This is a genomic window from Pantoea sp. VS1 (assembly GCF_002207995.1).
Lineage (GTDB): Bacteria > Pseudomonadota > Gammaproteobacteria > Enterobacterales > Enterobacteriaceae > Pantoea > Pantoea dispersa.
The window spans coordinates 30,588-48,480 of record NZ_NHZE01000005.1 but is presented as its reverse complement, the minus strand read 5'-3'; the positions used below and the strand labels follow the sequence as shown (position 1 = coordinate 48,480).

Here is a 17,893-nt window from a genome sequence, read left to right as displayed (position 1 = left end):
AATCGGAGACGACGGATTAATTCTTCTTTGATTCAGCAGACTTAGGTTTCCGGGAACGCTTCTTTTTGCTGCCGCTGATGTTTATGACGCCTTTGCACCCAGGATAGCGCTGGCAGCTCCAGAACTCCCCCTTCTCTCCTTTGCGCAGGCGGGTTTTCCCTCCGCACACCGGGCAGGCAGGCGTGGGCGGAACCCGGATACGGACCTGCTGCTGAGCCCACTGGCTGACCAGGTTACGCGTCCAGCCGGCCTGGCGGCGCAGAAAGTCGTCCAGCGACATACGGCCGGCGGCAACTTCATCCAGCGCCTGCTCCCAGAGCGCGGTCATGCCCGGCTCGGTCAGTTGGGGCGGCAGGGCATCGATCACGTCGGTTCCCAGTTCGGTCGCCATAATTTTGCTGCCTTTACGGACAATAAAACGCCGGTTCAGCAGCTGCTCAACGATGCCTGCCCGGGTAGCTTCGGTGCCCAGCCCCGCATTGTCTTTAAGCACCTTACGCAGCGCAACGTCCGTAACTAAAGCGGCCGCATTCATCATGGCGCCAATCAGGGTGGCAAACGTATAGTGCGCCGGCGGACGGGTCATCAGCTGCGCCACCTCAGCACCGGTCACCGCGCAGCGGTCATTGCGGCTAAGCGGCGGCAGGGCAGCAGCTGCTTCATCGTCCTCATCAATATTACTATCCTGATCTTTTTCAAAAAGGACCTTCCAGCCCTTTATCACCTCCGTTCGTCCGGTGCTGCGAAACAGCTGCCCGCCAATGTCGAACTGCAGCTCGGTGAAATCGGACTCATGCAGGTGCAGGAACTGCGCGAGGTAGTTACGGCGGATGAGCAGATAGACGTTACGCTCCGCCTCTGTCAGAGCGGACAACTGAAACGCATTGCGCGTGGGGATAATGCCGTGGTGTGCCGTTATTTTTTTGTTGTTCCAGATGCGCGAGACAAATTCCCTGTCAAGGCCTGCCAGCACCGGTGCACATTCCGGGTCGGTACGGCCAATGGCATCGAGCACACCGGAAATCTCTTCCCGCATGGATTCAGGCAGATAACCGCAGTCGGTGCGGGGATAAGTGGTGGCCTTGTGCTTTTCATACAGGCTCTGCGCGGTATCAAGCACCTGCTGGGGTGACATATCCCATAGCCTGCCACAGGCCTGCTGCAGGGTGCCCAGCGAAAAAGCCAGCGGCGCGGCGGCTTTTTCGCGCTTAGTGTCACATTCTGTCACCACAGCGTGCCCCGTCTGACGGCACAGCTGCGCCACCTGCTGCGCAATGTTCTGGTGAACACAGCGCTTTTCTTCATCGGTATACACCTTCGCCGGCACCCACTGCGCAGGAAAGGTGAGGCCGCCGGCCGAAATAATCGCTTTAACCTGCCAGTAAGGCCTGGGCACGAAAGAGGCGATTTCCCGGTCCCGGCGAACAACCAGCGCCAGCGTCGGCGTCTGCACACGACCTACAGAGACAATGCCATCGAAGCCTGCCTCGGCTGCACGCAGGGTGTAAAGGCGGGAGAGGTTCATGCCTATCAGCCAGTCGGCCCGGGCTCGCCCCAGACCGGCATGATACATCCCGAGCGTGGCGTGCCCGGGGCGAAGGTCCTTGAGTGCCGCACGGATGCTGAGCTCATCCAGGGCGGAGAGCCAGAGCCGCTGCACCGGGCCTTCCCAGCGGCAGTAATCCAGCAGCTCGCGCGCGATGACTTCACCCTCACGATCAGCATCAGTAGCAATCACCACGTCGTCAACCTGACGCAGCAGCCGCTCTATGACCTTAAACTGATCCTGCGTCTCCTTTTTCACAACAACCTGCCAGGGGGCCGGCAGGATGGGAAGCGCAGAGAGCGACCAGGGCTTACCATACTGCTGACCGTAGGCCTCCGGCGGAGCGGTTTCCAGCAGATGGCCTACGGCCCAGGTGACGGTGACGCCACTGCCTGTCAGAAAACCATCGCCGCGGCGGGTGGCGCCGACAACCCCCGCAAGATCGCGCCCCTGAGAGGGCTTTTCACAGATATAAAGGCGCATAGCCAGCCTCCAGTGAGTCAGACTGACTGATAACGCATGCGCAGCAGGTTTACGCTCGCTTCGTTCACCGGCGGTGAAAAGGCAGAACGCTTCAACCCCAGCAAAACAGCGCGATCGGGCTCTCCAGCTTCCTCACAGGCTTTCTGCCAGACTTCATTATTTTCAACAGCATCAAGACGGGTTGCTCCTTTTTTACGATACCGCAGAACACATCCATAAATTTCACGTAACAGCCTGCTGCCATCACCCAGAAGTTCATAACGTTGCTTACGCGATATGACACTATAGTGAGCCGCCTGCAGGACTTTTTTGGCAAACTGATCGAAACCCATTAACAGGAAAACACAGCGATAGCCCAGCGGTGTCCCGCTGAATACCGTCAGGTCGAGTGTTTCTGCGGCCTGTGCATCACTGATCGTGACACCTGCAGGAACAAAGCTCATTTGTTTGTCCAGCGCATCAATCAGTTTGCTCATTTCATTACTGGCGTATTCGATTTTTTCTTCCAGTTCCAGCATTGCTGCATCCGCCCAGGGGTCATTCATTAATGAATCTCTGTTAATCAGAGTTGCGCGATGAAGGAACTGAGGCATTCCCATAATAGGTTGTTTGCCTTTTTTACCATCCTCAGGCTTTTCTCTTTTGCGACCTTCCCATAGGCCGATAGCGTAATTAGTATGCAGCTCTATATGGAGTTCTGACTGGAGAGCACCAGCCCTTTTGTGTTTCTCTGCCATCGTTGTCGTCACCTGCATTCAGTTAAGAAGAGCAGGCATAGTCGTGAAAAGACTATCCTTCCAACAATGTGAAATTCTTAATCATCCTAATGAAATTCCGAAATTGCTCATTTATCACTCTTGCTGCGGGGCGCAGCAAGGTTATTTTTTAACCACTCGTCGCAGGTTCAGGTGGCATCTTCGAGAGTTAACCGACGATCGTCTGTACGTTTTTTAATCTTGCTGCGCCCCGCAGCAAGTTCACTTTTTAATCAACCCTGCATTGACCATGTCCGTAGGGGAATAGTTTTGCCACATCGCTGCACTGAGCGATTTGATCCAGCCGCTCGTTGCTGCTTTCATTGCTGATTGCTGGCCTCCGGTGCTGCTGTCAGCGCCGCGAGGGCTATTTGCAACAATTCCAGGTATGCTTTGCCGGAACGGTCAGCGGGGTTGCTAGCCACATATATTTCTGCGGCATAGATGTATCCTTTAGCCCAGTCAATCAGAGAATCTCGACGCTCATCAGTCAGCATCGTCATGAAATGATTAGTCATGGTTGGCTCCTGTTATTTGTTGCGGCGCTTCGAGCGCACTCAATGATTTCAATACGGCAATTACGTTTTGCTGTTTACGTTTCTACGAATGGCGGCAATCATTTCCCTGACTTCCTCTTGCGACGGGCGGTTGCCAGGCTGAACAGGCAGGCTGACTGCGGGTACAGTACGCATGCTGGTTGTCCGGGGATTGTTGCTGCCGGAGCTGCCATGTACTGCGGCTTCCTGCAGATTCAGCTCACCGCTGCGGGCACGTCGCAGCATCGTGAACAACCAGCCAACAGGGTTATTAAGCCTGCCAAGTCGCAGTTGTTCGCGGAGCATGTCAGCCAGCGCTTTTGCTACCGCTTCCGGCAGTGAGGCCATCTGGGTGGTGAGCATCTGCCGATCCTCGCTGTTCAGCCCGTTAACAAAATCGTCAGGAAGAAAATGCTCTCCACCCGGTACGTACGTTTTTTTATTCACACTCTGTGTGAAAGAACGTACGTTACAGTCCGGATTTCGGACTCCGGTGTAAGTCATTGATTTCAGGCTGAGTCCGGATTCCGGACTCGGCGTTTTCTCCATTAATGAATTACTGAGTCCGTTTTCCGGACTCAGTGGATCTGGTTGATTTTTTGCGCTTTTCTGACTGAGTCCGGAATCCGGACTGCGGGTCACAGCCTGGCGATTGCAGACCATCTGCTGAGGCGTGGACGGCGCGCTCAGGCGACTTTCGATAAGGGCCAGGCGACTGTGACGATGACGCATCCCGGGGTCCTGCAGGATATCATTCACCACGGCCAGCGCGGTCATCCGGACCGCTTTATTACGATTCTGGCAGCTCTCTTCAACAAGTGTCAGCCAGCCCGGGTCAAAGGTTTCGGCGTCACGGTAACCCAGCGGCTCATCATGCTGCGCGTAGATATTGCCCCTCACGCGGCCAAGGTCATCGCGCACCCGCTTACACAGACTGAGCCAGCCGGTCAGGCGCAGCATCAGCAGAACGCGGCTCACCGTATCGCGTGAGGATTTTTCGGAATGCGCAGAGGCCAGCTGAACCTGTAGCTCGTCATAGGTCGGAAAGATGGCTCCCTCATTCTGCTGCGCATAAAGCCTGATCATCACCCAGGCGGTTTTATCCAGCGGTGACAGGCGCGTATCAAGAAACAGCCTGCGCGGGAACGCATCGTGCACGTTTCCCATAAACAGCAGTCCGCTGCGTTCCTGGCTTACATCGCCGTTATCAGCGCGCCGCTCAAGATTCTGCTGCATTCTGCCAAGCGTATGCGCCACGATACTGTCGGCGGGAATGGTCATTTTATGCTCTCCTCTTCTGCCTGAGACAGCACTGTGCCGGGATAAACCCGGCACAGTGTGGTCATCAGCGGCAATCCTTTACCGGCGTATTTCACGGTTGTATGTCTCATGATCCATCAGCCACCACTGCCGGCCACCGTCCTTGCTCAGGATGCGCCAGAACGGTCCTACATCTATCTTGAGATATCCGTTCATGGTCAGCCGGCGGAACACTTTCTGGCCGCAGCAAAGTGCATGAAATAACTTTTGCGCCCGGCGGCGTACCGCCGGGGAAACCTGCTGACGAGGAGAAAAATCTTCCAGTTCCATCACGCCTCCTTGCGAGCGGTTGACTCGGTCCGACGTAATGACGTGTTTGCCTCGCGGCACCACTGACAAACCCGACTCCAAACGGCGGTAAGAGACAGGCCATGTTGCTCGGCAGTGAGCATCATCGCTTCCAGCGCCTGATGGGAATCTGGTGAAGTCAGGCCTGAGGCTTTCCACTCGGTCCAGAGCGCTGCATCCTGCGGCTCCGTCAGGCCCTGAGTACGCCCCTGACGCGACTCAATACCCATGAGTCGGCGCCGGGCACTGACCTCCGCAGGTGAAAGACCGAAATATTTGTCTATCAGCTCCATAGAGCCGCCCAGTTCAAGCGCGCGATCGATCATCAGCATGCGCTTGAGTTCATTCCGAGCCTGATTCAGCATCAGCCAGAAATTTTCGTGGTTCAGACGGATATCAAGAACGGAAACGTGCGACTGGCTGAGGTAGTGCAGTTCATCAAGGCTGAGCTGACTCAGTGCACGTATCTCCTCTACTGACATACCAAGCGACTCGCAGCGACGTATATTTCCATTCTTAATGTCCATAAGAAGGGATGAGAGAATGGCCGTGGTGGCCTGGGAAAGATTAATCTGGCTCACAGGCCACCTCCTGATAACGTCTGATCAGCAACAAGCAGAACATCAAAGATCCAGCCCGACAGGCAGGCACACCATAAAAGAACATCAGTCATGAGAGCCTCCCCCTGCTGAAATCTGCCGGGGTGCCTGTGCGCCACCGAGGCCATGATGAAGGTCGGCATCCCGGCCGGCGAGAAAACCGGCCATCCGGGCCGCGCTGTCACCGCGACAGCTTCCCGCCTCACGAACAGTCACGTCGGCCAGTGCGTCTCCGGCATGTCGCTTTGTCAGCCAGCGCTGAAGTACGGTATTTTCCTCCTCAGAGGGCGCAAATGAACGCAGTACCTGCCAGACGCCGGATACCCAGCCCTCCCTGAACTGGTCTGCACGACGACGGCGCGTACGCAGCAGCATCCGACGGGTACGATACTGTTCCATGTGCGTTTCAGACGCGACGCGCAGCTGGCGCTGCAGAACTGTATAGATGTAGAGCGCCACCTCGGGTCGTTCGCTGAAGCCATAAAAGTGAAGTGAACGGCGAACGCTGCTGGTTCCCTGTGAACTGACATGAACATGCCAGCCAAACCAGCAGCGACATCCTGTGGCCATGCAGACCACTGTTGCCAGAGAGCTCAGCCAGGCTGGCACCTTATCTGCATTACTGGTCAGGCTCAGGCAGACTGACTCGGTGATGCCACTGAGAGAAAGCATGTCTGGCGTCATACCATGACGCTGCATAAGCCGCTGGGCCAGTGCCACCGCACGGGCGGCTTCATGAGGGTTACTTTTGCGCGTGCCCAGCGCCATCAGGCGGCGGATACGGGCTGTGACTTTTGCGTTATCCGACATAGCGCATCCCCCTGCTCCCGGCAGCACGGTGACGGTCCTGTTTCTCTTTCACATCCTGACAGCCGGCACAGAGCTCCACGCCCGGCACAGCCTGCTGGCGAGCGACCGGTATGTCCGCTCCGCAGCATTCGCAGAACACTTTTGACGGTTTCACTGAGTGCACCTGCGCCCGGATTGCATCGATGCCGCGCTGGGTGAACAGAGCCGTACTGGCCTGCGCCATTTCATCGTTCAGGTCATCAGACATTTTCCCCTCCTTTTGCAGACTGTCGCTGCAGCTCACGCAGACGGCGGAGAACGCGGATAAGGCGCAGGGTTTTTACCACCGTAATATCGTCGAATACGGCCGTGTCAGATGGAGACTGAGAGCCGAAGAAATTCAGGCAGAACAGGAACATATTGAACTGCCTGTTGGGGAGCGCGCCGGACAGGCCTGCCAGGAAGAGGACAAATTCGCTGCCGGTTTCGGAGACGGCAAAGCCTGCTGACTGAGGGTGTTTATCCTCCCGCACGTTGTCCGCACAGCCCATCGCCTCGGCAATCTCGAAGACAAGCCGGTAGGCCATATCCTGCAGATGCTCAATATCATCCTGGAGTGCCGGGATGTGCCAGATATCGCTGACGGGCTCAAGCCCGGTTGCAGCGAAGGCGACCGAACTGACGGGCGCGGCCTGGGACTCACTCTCCTCGCCAAATGCGGACATCAGCGTGCCCGAGCTGAAATCAGGAAGAGAAATGCTGTCCGAGCCAGCCGTTTCGCCGGTAATGACTGGTCGTCCGCCGAACAGATCATCCTGTACTTCGCGACGCGGTTCACTGCCGGCGGTTACCAGTGCGTTCACAGGCAGTTCAGCGCCCGCGGGCAGTTCCGGAGCCGGCTCGGGACGACCTGGTGTGGTCAGGGTGCCACTGCGCAGCCCCGTGACCGGCGTTTCGGAGCTGGTATCCGGAGGCAGGACAGTGACCTGAGATGCCGTGGATTCCCGGCCTGCCGCTCTTTCCGGCGGAGGCGTCATTGCCGGCAGCGGTGGCGGCTCACCAAACTGCTCACGGCGCTTCTGCTCGCGGGGGTCAAGCTCAATCAGCCAGCGATCATAATTCAGGCTTGGATGCGGAAGAGCCTTAATCAACTGGCCGATAAATTCATCTCTGAATACATCAAGCGCATAGCTGTCTGGTTCGTCAAAAACCCTGCATGTTGAGCCAAATACTTCATCCAGAGTAGCGGCAGGTTTAACGTCACCGCTAAATACTTTCCAGACCTTCATAGCAGAGGAGCGAAGGCTGAGAAGAGGCGTTACCTGACTGCGACTCATGCCAGATTCAAGTAGTTTTGGCATATGTGGATATAAGTAGTTCAGCGTGTCCTCCATGCGGCTGACACTTGAATTATCAATTGGATAACCCTCCTGACCGAGCAGGTCAGAAAGTTCCCGCAGCGTAACAGCACGGCCTAGTTGCTCTTCGTAAATCACGCGGGCCTTATGCACACCAAAGGCTTTTTCGATGTAAGTCAGATCTCCCCTGACTTCATTTTCTGCAAGGTGACCAACCAGGCATTTAAGCCTGCCTGGCCACGGCTTGAAAATAGTGTGTATGCGATAGAAACGTTCATCGCCGGTTTCCTGCCATAACTCACAGAGAATCTGATATCGGGTGTTGCCGCCGTCGCTGAAGATGTAAACATCTTCCCCCTGAGGGTCGCGGGTCACTTTAGGAATGGAATCCAGTCCGCGAGCACGTACGGAGGCTTTGATTTCTTCATAACGTGGATTGCGGCCTTTACGGGGGTTGTCCGGATTCGGGCGCAGCTGGTCCAGTGACAGTACCATTGCCATTTCGCTGACCGGCAATGTAGCGGCATCCATTGGGTCAGTGACCTGAGAAGGCGATTTACCCCGTTGCAGCATGGCAGCTCCGATGTTCAGGTTACGAACGTTACTCATGCTGCTGTCCTCCCTGCGCTGGCCGTCAGGTCAGAAAATCGGGTGAAACGACCTTCATATTGCAGGCGAATTGTGCCTGTAGGCCCCTGACGTTGTTTGCTGATGATGATTTCAGCGACGCCTTTATCATCCGTGTTTTCGTGGTAGACCTCATCGCGGTAGATAAAAACGATGACGTCAGCGTCCTGTTCAAGAGCCCCGGAATCGCGAAGATCACCATTATTCGGACGTTTATCTGCGCGGCTCTCAAGCTGTCGGTTCAGTTGTGACAGCGCAACAACAGGGCAGTCCATTTCTTTGGCCAGCGCTTTCAGGGAACGCGATATTTCAGCAATTTCCTGCGTGCGGTTTTCCTGATCCGGGCAGCGCATCAGCTGCAGGTAATCAAGTCCGATAATCGATGGATGACCATAGCGCCGGGCGTTGCGCCTGGCGCGAATACGAAGCATCGCCGGCGTCAGTGAACCGGTGTCATCAATGATGAGGCGATCCTTGAGGTCCCCTGTTAACAACCCATAAGCGTTTGACACGCGCGCCCAGTCTTCATCATCCATTAACCCACTCTTGAGGTGGGTCAGGTCTATGCTGCCCAGTGAAGCAACCATGCGCATCAGGATCTGTTCTGTTGGCTGTTCAAGACTGTAAAACTGCCCGTTTGACTCCTTTTTTTTCATTAAGGAATTAATCAGCAAACTTATCAGCAACGCCGTTTTACCCATTGATGGACGTGCCGCTATAAGCACTAAGTCGCCAGCCTGAAGACCGCTGGTCATGGCATCGAAGTCTTCAAAACCTGTAGGCGTACCGGTAATACCGTCAGGGACATTGCATCGGCGCTCCAGCTCAACCAGCAGCTTTTCCATACCATCAATGAGAGTGACTGCCTGTTCAGGTTCAGTTCGCTCGGCAAGTCGGGTGATTTTCTGCTCGGCAATTTCCATTACCCTTTCAATATCAGCACCCGGTTTTTTTACCGATTCAGTGATTTCTGTACCAATTGCGGCTAACTGACGACCCTGACTGTATTTTGCCACTATGTCACAGTACGCAACGATATTTGCCGCGCTGGGCGTATTCTTAGCGAGCTCTGCCAGGTAGGCAAAGCCACCGAGCTGGTCAAGGGCATCTTTACCACGGCTTTCAATACTTTCAACCAGCGTCACGAGGTCTATGGGCTTACTGGCCGCCACCAGACGCGTCATTTCCTGAAAGATGGCTTTATGAACCTTATGGAAGAAATCATTGGCGCTGAGGCGGATTGCCACTTCATCCCAGCGATCGTTATCCAGCATCAGGCCACCGATGACAGACTGTTCAGCATCAAGAGAAAACAGACCGGGGATATTTCTGCGATTAGAGGTCATCTTTACGTTCCCCTTCTGCAGCAAGCTCGTCAAACTTCTCTTTCCATTCGGGGAAAAGTTCGCATGCAAGGTTGTGCATCGAATCAAAGGCCGAATCACTTTTACGGCTGGTTTTCTTCTCGAGCCTGTGAACTGGCTGCCCTGCTGCATGACCATGTTTATAGATATCCAGGTCATAGATTCTGGTCTGAAGCATCTCAATAACTATTTTGTCCGAATGCTGACTGTAATCCCCGCCTGAAATGATGGCTTCAGCATGCTCAACGGTTGTTTTCGCCAGCACCGTATAATCCATACAGTTAACAAGCATGCGTATCTGCGGGAGTTTGATACCAAAGGCCAGATAAGGAAGGAGCTCTTCCATAAGAGCAACTGTGCCGCGCATGAATTCGCGGACATCGGGCAGAACGGGCTTAACCATGCCGATCATTTCACCGGTAGCGGCAAGAATAATCAGTTCCGACATCACCGAACGTGAACCCTGTGAATCTATCAGGATGACGTCATACTGGCTGAATACTGGATTTGCCAGCGCATTCCGCAGGCGCACGCGTCCGTCAGCGACATTGAGCATGTAGGTAGGTAAAAGGTTGCGGGGATCATTGGAGACAATGACGTCCAGATTATCGATCTCGGTGCGGGAAATTATGTTTTCTGGCCGTGAGAGGTCTGCAGTCTGCATGAGCAGCTCATAGAGACCGCAAGGCGCTTCATATGCTAAGGGGTAGATACTGCTGGCAGTTGGTTGAGCGTGATCCCCGTCGATAATGAGGGTTTTGATGCCCGCATCGGCGAGAAAACCGCCGAGATTTGCGGCCTGGGTTGATTTACCCTCGCCACCTTTAGTTGAAACAACTGGAATCACTTTCGGTCTGGCACCAAGTGATTTGTAATTATCTGATTTTAAATGCATTTATAACACCTGAAGTTTATTCAGGTGAGATAAGCAATTTCACAACAATCAAAGCGGAAAAAATTAATACTTACACACGGGGATTGAAAATCCCCGTGTCCGTGGTTCGATTCCGCGTCCGGGCACCACTATTCAGAAAACCCAGCCTTATGGCTGGGTTTTTGCTTTTCTGCGCCGGCAGAATCGCTCACCCTGCGGCCTGGCAGAAACTCTTAAAGCTGGAAGATCCGCCCGTCACCGGCTGGCAGTTCAACGGTTACACTCAATTTTCCGCCTAACGCCTCAACGTACTTTTTCAGGCTGGAGAGTTTCAGTTCGTCACCACGCGCCTCGATGGCTGCAATAGCAGGTTGCGAAACACCCATCTTTTCAGCCAGCTGTACCTGTGAAAGCGCCAGTTCTTCCCGCAGCTGGCGCAGGCGAATCTCGAGGATTTTTTCCGCCGCCTTATTTCTGATGCGCGCCTGTGATTCAGGCGAACGCTGAGCAATCAGGTCTTCAAGTTTTGGCATGATTCATCTCCTCCAGATGCTGTTGATACTCGCGGTCAGCCAGTTTAATCATCGCCTGATAAAAGCGCCGCTGATGCGTTCCGGTTTTGTTTCCCGCGTAGAGCACAATGGCCCGTCTGACCGGATCGAAGGCAAAAAACGCACGAATCGCCCGGCCATTACTCTGAACACGGAGTTCTTTCATATTGGAAAAACGCGACCCGACGAGGGTATCAACATCAGGCCGCCCTAACGTGGGCCCGAACTCCCTGAGAACCGCCAGGCTGGCCAACACATCCTCAATCATCGCGTCATCCTGCGCCTGCAGCCATGTGGCAAAGCGCGCGGTGGTTTCTACCTTCCAGCTGTTCAAAATCACCTCATATAACCTGTAGTTTATAGCGTCCTGATATAAACCGGAAGTTATATTGAAAAGATGACCTGTATCATGCCGGATGCCAGCATCGCTGTGGACGTACTCAGCTTGTGCGGAGTACCTGAAAAAACTGCAATCCCATGCAATATCGATTAGCTCCATTACGACCCTGACTGCTTCGGCCCCATTTGCGCGACGCGTCGCACACTTTTGCGATTGCGCCCAAACCTTTCCAGCGAATTGCGCCACCGGTCACGCCGCGTTGCGCGTGTCGATGTTAAAAAACTGTTAATCGTAGTACCTGCCTGCCGTCGTGGCTTTTGTCCTTAACTCAGCGTCTGCTGCATCTCATCGTGCCGGACGTTTTTGATACACCGAATCGTGTCGCCAGAGGGAGTAATCGTGAACCTTCGTCGCCTTAAATATTTCATCAAAATCGTCGACGCGGGCAGCCTGACGCAGGCCGCTGAAAGTTTGCATATTGCGCAACCGGCGCTAAGCCAGCAGCTTGCCACGCTGGAAGGAGAAGTGAATCAGCAGTTACTGATCCGCACCAAACGCGGCGTAACGCCTACCGAAGCAGGAAAAATGCTTTACCATCATGCCTTCACTATTTTGCACCAGTGCGAACAGGCGCAGCGCGCCATCGATCAGATCGCCGCAGCAACTGCAGAAGGCATGCGCAGCGGCTCCCAGTAAAGCACGGATGCCGCCCCGCTGCCTCGCATTCCGGTTAAATTTCGTCAGCCAGTCAGCACTCAACCCACACCGCACCGGCATCCGCCGATTTGACACACTGTTCCACCCAGCGTACCCCCATCAGCCCGGCGTGTACGTCCGGATACCAGAAGTCCTGCAGGAAGGCGTGATCGCCGCGGTCGGTGGCGTCCATCGCCAGCGCAAAACGGCGATAGAGATTCGACCAGGCTTCAAATAATCCTTCGGGATGGCCGCCACCAATACGGTCATCGGCCAGCGCGCTGGCGTGCAGATAACCCATGCCGCGCTCAAGAATCTGCACCGGCTCGCCCTGCACTTCATAGCGCAGCTGGTTTGGCTGTTCGTCCCACCACTCGAGACTGGCTCGGGCCCCCACCACGCGAATTTTCTGGCCGTGCATCGATCCGCAGTTCACCGCTGACGCCCACAGCGTACCGATCGCGCCGTTGTCGTATTCCATCATCACGAAGGCGTTATCTTCCAGCGGCGCACGCGAGGCCACAAAGCTCTGGCGGCTGCACAGCAGGCGTTTTATTTGCAACTGCGGCAACAGGGTTTCAGCGATAAACAGCGGATGGGTGGCCAGATCGCCCAGCACATAGCTCGGGCCGACAAAACGCGGATCGACGCGCCAGCGGGTGCTGGCGTTCTGTAGCTCCACCGCTTCGTGATGAAAGCCGTGAGCAAACTGCATGTTCACAATGCGGATCTCACCCAGCAGCCCGTCAGCAATCATGGTGCGCGCCTGCTGAATCAGCTGATGCCCGGCATAACCGTAGGTCATGCCGATGATCTTCTGCTGCGCTTTACACAGTTGCTGCAGTTCCTCAGCTTCAGCGGAGGTGAAACACAGCGGTTTTTCACACACCACGTGCAGCCCGGCGCTGAGCGCGGCGCGGCAGATAGCAAAGTGCGTATTGTTCGGCGTGGCGATGGAGACGGCTTCAATGCCATCAGCACGCGCGGCTTCGGCTTTAAACAGGGTTTCGTAATCGCTATAGCAGCGCTCCGCCGCCACGCCCAGCGCGCGACCAAACGCCTGTCCGCGCTCCGCATCAATATCAAACGCACCCGCCACTAAGGTAAAATTGCCGTCGCGTAAAGCAGCGGAACGGTGGATGTAACCGATCTGGCTGGTGCCGCCGCCGCCCACCATGCCCCAGCGCAGCGCGCGATCCAGTACTTTGCTCCCGTTAATCATGCTGTTCTCCTCAGAATCCGATGGAATGCAGGTAGTGCAGGCTGGCCGTGACGTCCTGCAGACTGGTGGCGGCGTTGCGCGGATCGCGCTCCTGCTCAATGGTGATCCAGCCCTGGTAGTGACGTTCAGCGAGAAACGCCCGCAGCGCCGGGTAATCAATCGCGCCCTGGCCAAGCGGGCACATCACGCCCTCGGCACAGGCAGTGAAAAAGTCGACGCCGCGCGCAATCACATCGCGCCAGACGGCCGCATTGATGTCTTTGAAATGCAGATAGTCGATGCGCGACCAGTAGCGTTGCAGCCAGGTCTGCGGATCCATGCCGGAATAAAAAAGATGGCCGGTATCGAGACACAGTCCGGCGACCTCATGCGGGATGTCCTGCACCAGCTGCTCCAGTTCATCGGCAAACTCAATGCAGCCACCGGCATGAGGATGAATCACCGGTCGCACGCCGTAGTCATGCCAGGCGATGTGACTGAGCTGAGTGATGTGCTGCATCATGCGCTGCCAGTCCGCGGGTGCCAGGCGTGGCGCTTTCTCTGTCTGACCAGCAAATTGCGCCCGCAGCGGGTTGCCGAAATCGATAATCACCAGATAGGGCGCGGGTCGGTTATCACCGTGCGTGCGTGCCGCGCACGGCACCTGCGACAGGTTGCGGCAGATGTTGTGCGTCAGTTCAACCATCGCCGGGAAATTCGCCTCGCTGACCAAATCATCAAAAATGGTGCCGGCCACCAGCGACAGCTGATGCGCTTCCAGCTGCTGGCGCAGTTCGGCGGCATCGGTCGGCAGATAGCGCCACGGCCCGAGTTCAATGCTGCGGTAACCGGCCTGGACCGCCTCGCGCAGCACCGTTTGCCATGGCGGCAGAAAAGGATTGTCAGGATCGTCTACGCCCCAGCTGCAGGGCGCATTGGCAATGTGTAGGGTCATGATGGTTCCTTATGATGAGGGCTGGCGTCAGTATCAAATAGATATTTCACCAACCTCAATCATGGAACTTTCATTCTTTGATAGCGATCATAAATTTAATTATCAAATTTTTGATATATTTTTATCAAATGCTGTCGTCATGCGCGCTGGCGTGGCTGTCGCCCGGTGAGCGATAACAAAGGGTGACAGCGCAACGCCTCATACATTTTCCCGCATGACGATCTCAAACGGCAGGGTGACCTGAGAAAAATGGTCGCTGCGCTCAGCGTGACGTTGCAGCACGGTTTGCGCCAGCTGTCGTGCCATGTCATCGATCTGGTGGCGCAGCATCACCGTGATGGTGCCATCTATCAGCGCCAGGTCGCCGTCATTGACCGGGCCGTGACAAATCAGCGCCACCTTACGCTGCGGCTGCTCACGCAGCGCCTGAACGACCCCTTCTATGCCGCCGCACGGTGCGTAGATCAGCGCCAGATCGGCATGCTGCTCCAGCAGCTGGCGAGTCGCCTGATAACCACCGGCAATCGATTCGTGGGTTTTGAGCGGTTCCAGCACGCGGCGCGCACTGTCCTGCTCGCGCAGATACGAGCGAAAACCACTCTCGCAGTTCTCCTGACAGATAAAGCGGTGATCCCCCAGCAGCACGCCCGCCGGCCCCGGCTGATGCAGCAGATGGCTGGCGATCCAGCCCGCGCTGCGCCCGGCTTTCTGATTATCCAGGCCGAAATAGCCAGCATGCCCACAGGGCGAAAAGTCAGAAAACAGCGCGTAGACGCGCACGCCCTGACGCGAAACGTGCGCTATCGCGTGGCGGATCAGCGGATGATCCAGCGCCACCACGCCGATAGCCTCCACCTGCTCAGCCAGCCGGTAGAGCGAATCCACCACCGCTGCCACCTCATCAATCTCGTGCCAGACAAACAGCGGCTCGCTGCCGGCCGGATGAAATGGCTGCGTCTGCTGGCGCAGCGCATCGGTTAGCGTTTGATAAAAAGAGTACGAAGCCGACAGCAGGATAAACCCCATGCGCAGCGTCACGCCGTCGCTCTGCGCACTGAGCGGGGCGTGGCTACTGCGGTAACCCAGCCGATGCGCCGCTGCCAGTACTTTCTGTTCGGTCTGCGCCCGCACCGGCGCGCGGCGATTGAGCACCCGATCCACGGTGGCGATCCCCACCCCGGCAGCGGCGGCAATCGCGCTCATGGTAATTTTGCTCATCGTTAAGCCCCTTAATGATAATAAACTATCAAAAATAATGCCTGACGTTATGCTTTCACGCCATATAAGCCGGTCGTTATCTCTCAATTAATGAGTAAATCCTCTCATTCTTTTGATCGCTGTCGCACAAACACCCTCATTCGTTTCATTTCTCACGCAAATAGAATAATTATTTGGCAAAAGCTCGCCGCAGCGGGCCGCCGGCACTGATGGAAATGCATCAGCAAAGCATTAGAGCCGGTGCCGGGCTGTTTTTATAGTTGACGCCACACCAGCCGCCGATTGCGGTGGTGGGTAACGTAACGCGCAGGAGAACAACAATGAAAATCGCTTTTGATGTGGATGTTATCCGCGATCTCGGCATCACGCGTATGGTGCATCAGGTCGCGGAGTGGGGTTATAAATACATTGAACAGTCGCCGCATCCGCAGATCAATCCGTTCTATAAACACCCAAAAGCCAGCCGGGAGATCATGCGCGAGTACAAAAATGCGCTCAACGCTACCGGACTGGAAATCTCCTCGTTTATCACCGTCTATCGCTGGTCGGGACCGGATGAGCTGCGGCGCCAGGCGGCGGTGAAAAACTGGAAGCGAATGATTGAGATTGCCGTGGAGATGGGCGTGCAGGTGATCAATACCGAGCTCTCCGGTAACCCGAACGAGCCGGAAATCTGCGAAGAGATGTTCTATCGCTCAATGGACGAGCTGCTGCCGATTTTCGAGCGAGAGGGGATTCGCGTAGAAATTCAGGCGCATCCGTGGGATTTCTGCGAAGAGAGCAATGAAACGGCCGATATCGTCAAGTCGTTCCGCAGCGACAACGTCAAATACATCTACAGCGCACCGCATACGTTCTACTATGACAAGGGCAAAGGCGACGTGAAGAGTATGCTGCATTACGCTGGCGACGATCTGTCGCACATGCTGATTGCCGATACCATGAACCACACCAAACACTGTCGCTACATCGTTAACCCGCCGGGTGTCGATGCCACCATCCACCAGCACGTGGCAGTTGGCGAAGGTGAGGTGAATTTCGACGCGCTGTTCGAAGCGCTGCGCGAGATGGATTTCGCTAACCGCCACTATAAAGTGGGCGGCGAGTCGATTATCTCCGCCGCGCTATTTGGCTATCCGGAGAAGATGAAGTATCAGGCGGTGGAAACCCGCGAGCTGATTGAGCGCGAACTGCTGAATCTGTAAGTTGCATGCACAATCAGCCCCCTCTCCCGCCTGCGGGAGAGGGTTGGGGTGAGGGCAAACGCCATCGCCCACTCCCCATTAAACCGTCACCCACTCCACCTCAACAAACTCGCCGCGCGTCAGCGACAGCTGCGCCGCTTCCGCGATGGCCTGCGCGCGCAGCCCGTCAATCAGCCCCGGCAGACCGGCCACTTTCTCGCCGCCAAGATGGCGCACAAACGCATCGAGATGGCTGTAATAGGTCTCCTGTACCCGGCTGAACCAGTCCGCATACAGTCCCGGCTGGCGGATGTGCTGCCCCTGATACAGCGTTGCACCGCGCACCGCCTGGCTTTCCGACGCCAGCATGCCCAGGCTGCCCATCACGCTGATGCGCTCGTCATAACCGTAAGCGGTACGACGGGCATTATCGAGCTGCGCCAGCGCGCCCTGCTGCAGGCGCATAATCAGCACTGAGGTATCGACGTCAATGTCGCGGATCGCCGGCATCGCCAGCGCGGCACCGAGCGCGCCCACGGTGACCACTTCATCCTCAGTTAGCCAGCGCAACAGATCGAAAAAGTGGATGGCCTGGTCGCGCATCTGTCCGCCGGACGCCTGCAGATAGCTTAGCGGCGGCAGTTCAGAGGCGCGGCACACCATCTGGATGAGCTCGCTGCGTCCAATCACGCCCTGCTGCAGCTGGGCTTTCAGTTGTGCATGGCTGCGATCAAAACGCCGATTAAACCCTACCGTCACCGACACCTGCAGCGGGGAAATGCTGGCTACCACTTCCCGGGCGCGTGACAGCGACAAATCGATCGGTTTTTCACAGTACACCGCTTTGCCCGCCAGCACCGCCTGCTCCAGTAGCGGAGCATGAGTCGGCGTCGCACTGGCAATCAGCACCGCATCAATGGCCTTACTGCTCAGCGCCTGCGGCACGCTGGCGGCCCGCGCCCCAAACTGCTCTGCCAGCGCAGCGGCGCGCGCGGCGTCAATATCGCACACCAGCGCCAGCTCAACGCCGGGATGGCGCGCCAGGTTTGCGGCATGCACCTGGCCAATAAATCCACAGCCAATCAAGGCAAAACGTTGCGCACTGCGCATGATAACGCTCCTGTTGCTCACACTTCGGCATCGTCGGTCTTGTCAAAATATCGCTTTCTGGCAGGCTGTCTGAACGCGGTTTTTGATGGAATTCACTCA

At 56.1% G+C, this 17,893-nt stretch carries 19 protein-coding genes and 1 pseudogene; 3 read left to right on the top strand and 17 right to left on the bottom strand.

The window, feature by feature from the left end:
• Positions 1 to 16: 16 nt before the first annotated feature.
• The 13 genes from CBW22_RS02505 to CBW22_RS02445 form a co-directional block, all read right to left on the bottom strand.
• Positions 17 to 2,029, bottom strand: coding sequence for a DNA topoisomerase III (locus CBW22_RS02505; RefSeq protein ID WP_088515931.1), 2,013 nt, complete (start codon positions 2,027 to 2,029; stop codon positions 17 to 19).
• Positions 2,030 to 2,046: 17 nt separating this feature from the next.
• Entirely contained in the window at positions 2,047 to 2,766 is a 720-nt protein-coding gene (locus tag CBW22_RS02500; RefSeq protein ID WP_088515930.1) for a PFL_4669 family integrating conjugative element protein, read from the bottom strand.
• Between the two features lie 338 nt (positions 2,767 to 3,104).
• Entirely contained in the window at positions 3,105 to 3,302 is a 198-nt protein-coding gene (locus tag CBW22_RS02495) for a hypothetical protein (protein ID WP_088515929.1), read from the bottom strand.
• A gap of 60 nt (positions 3,303 to 3,362) precedes the next feature.
• Complete coding sequence (locus CBW22_RS02490) at positions 3,363 to 4,601, bottom strand: STY4528 family pathogenicity island replication protein (protein WP_088515928.1); 1,239 nt, start codon at positions 4,599 to 4,601, stop codon at positions 3,363 to 3,365.
• Between the two features lie 78 nt (positions 4,602 to 4,679).
• Entirely contained in the window at positions 4,680 to 4,910 is a 231-nt protein-coding gene (locus tag CBW22_RS02485) for a ParE family toxin-like protein (RefSeq protein WP_059012802.1), read from the bottom strand.
• Positions 4,910 to 5,509, bottom strand: coding sequence for a DUF2857 domain-containing protein (locus CBW22_RS02480; protein ID WP_088515927.1), 600 nt, complete (start codon positions 5,507 to 5,509; stop codon positions 4,910 to 4,912). The genes CBW22_RS02485 and CBW22_RS02480 overlap by 1 nt, the downstream gene beginning before the upstream one ends.
• An 84-nt stretch (positions 5,510 to 5,593) precedes the next feature.
• Positions 5,594 to 6,337: a DUF2786 domain-containing protein gene (locus CBW22_RS02475; RefSeq protein WP_088515926.1), complete on the bottom strand. Its 744-nt coding sequence runs from the start codon at positions 6,335 to 6,337 to the stop codon at positions 5,594 to 5,596.
• Positions 6,327 to 6,584, bottom strand: a complete 258-nt coding sequence (locus tag CBW22_RS02470; protein ID WP_088515925.1) for a TraR/DksA C4-type zinc finger protein — start codon at positions 6,582 to 6,584, stop codon at positions 6,327 to 6,329. The genes CBW22_RS02475 and CBW22_RS02470 overlap by 11 nt, the downstream gene beginning before the upstream one ends.
• Positions 6,577 to 8,283 carry a ParB family protein gene (locus CBW22_RS02465; protein ID WP_088515924.1) on the bottom strand — a complete coding sequence of 569 codons (1,707 nt, stop codon included), beginning with the start codon at positions 8,281 to 8,283 and terminating at the stop codon, positions 6,577 to 6,579. The genes CBW22_RS02470 and CBW22_RS02465 overlap by 8 nt, the downstream gene beginning before the upstream one ends.
• Complete coding sequence (gene dnaB-PI, locus CBW22_RS02460; protein WP_088515923.1) at positions 8,280 to 9,647, bottom strand: SPI-7-type island replicative DNA helicase; 1,368 nt, start codon at positions 9,645 to 9,647, stop codon at positions 8,280 to 8,282. Before dnaB-PI ends, CBW22_RS02465 begins: the two co-directional genes overlap by 4 nt.
• Positions 9,637 to 10,560: a ParA family protein gene (locus tag CBW22_RS02455; RefSeq protein WP_088515922.1), complete on the bottom strand. Its 924-nt coding sequence runs from the start codon at positions 10,558 to 10,560 to the stop codon at positions 9,637 to 9,639. The genes dnaB-PI and CBW22_RS02455 overlap by 11 nt, the downstream gene beginning before the upstream one ends.
• Positions 10,561 to 10,772: 212 nt before the next feature.
• Positions 10,773 to 11,072, bottom strand: a complete 300-nt coding sequence (locus tag CBW22_RS02450) for a helix-turn-helix domain-containing protein (protein ID WP_010615565.1) — start codon at positions 11,070 to 11,072, stop codon at positions 10,773 to 10,775.
• Positions 11,059 to 11,424 carry a type II toxin-antitoxin system RelE/ParE family toxin gene (locus tag CBW22_RS02445; RefSeq protein ID WP_088516076.1) on the bottom strand — a complete coding sequence of 122 codons (366 nt, stop codon included), beginning with the start codon at positions 11,422 to 11,424 and terminating at the stop codon, positions 11,059 to 11,061. The genes CBW22_RS02450 and CBW22_RS02445 overlap by 14 nt, the downstream gene beginning before the upstream one ends.
• A 405-nt stretch (positions 11,425 to 11,829) precedes the next feature.
• Here CBW22_RS02445 and CBW22_RS02440 point away from each other — a divergent pair.
• Positions 11,830 to 12,084, top strand: a pseudogene (locus CBW22_RS02440) (LysR family transcriptional regulator); the annotation flags it as partial.
• A gap of 94 nt (positions 12,085 to 12,178) precedes the next feature.
• On the opposite strand, the gene CBW22_RS02435 reads toward CBW22_RS02440, so the two are convergent.
• Together CBW22_RS02435 and CBW22_RS02430 are read right to left on the bottom strand one after the other, a co-directional pair.
• Positions 12,179 to 13,348 carry a Gfo/Idh/MocA family protein gene (locus CBW22_RS02435; RefSeq protein WP_088515921.1) on the bottom strand — a complete coding sequence of 390 codons (1,170 nt, stop codon included), beginning with the start codon at positions 13,346 to 13,348 and terminating at the stop codon, positions 12,179 to 12,181.
• A gap of 10 nt (positions 13,349 to 13,358) precedes the next feature.
• Entirely contained in the window at positions 13,359 to 14,282 is a 924-nt protein-coding gene (locus CBW22_RS02430; RefSeq protein ID WP_088515920.1) for a TIM barrel protein, read from the bottom strand.
• On the opposite strand from CBW22_RS02430, the gene CBW22_RS26240 reads away from it, so the two are divergent.
• A complete protein-coding gene (locus CBW22_RS26240; protein ID WP_165899365.1) occupies positions 14,281 to 14,451 on the top strand; it encodes a hypothetical protein in 171 nt (56 codons plus the stop codon). The genes CBW22_RS02430 and CBW22_RS26240 overlap by 2 nt on opposite strands.
• A 29-nt stretch (positions 14,452 to 14,480) precedes the next feature.
• Here the strand turns inward: CBW22_RS26240 and CBW22_RS02425 are convergent, their stop codons facing one another.
• Positions 14,481 to 15,500, bottom strand: a complete 1,020-nt coding sequence (locus tag CBW22_RS02425) for a LacI family DNA-binding transcriptional regulator (RefSeq protein WP_021507776.1) — start codon at positions 15,498 to 15,500, stop codon at positions 14,481 to 14,483.
• A 320-nt stretch (positions 15,501 to 15,820) separates the two neighbouring features.
• Here CBW22_RS02425 and CBW22_RS02420 point away from each other — a divergent pair, with 320 nt between their 5' ends.
• Entirely contained in the window at positions 15,821 to 16,705 is an 885-nt protein-coding gene (locus tag CBW22_RS02420) for a sugar phosphate isomerase/epimerase family protein (RefSeq protein WP_021507777.1), read from the top strand.
• A gap of 78 nt (positions 16,706 to 16,783) precedes the next feature.
• On the opposite strand, the gene CBW22_RS02415 is transcribed toward CBW22_RS02420, so the two are convergent.
• Positions 16,784 to 17,794: a Gfo/Idh/MocA family oxidoreductase gene (locus tag CBW22_RS02415; RefSeq protein WP_088515919.1), complete on the bottom strand. Its 1,011-nt coding sequence runs from the start codon at positions 17,792 to 17,794 to the stop codon at positions 16,784 to 16,786.
• Positions 17,795 to 17,893 lie beyond the last annotated feature (99 nt).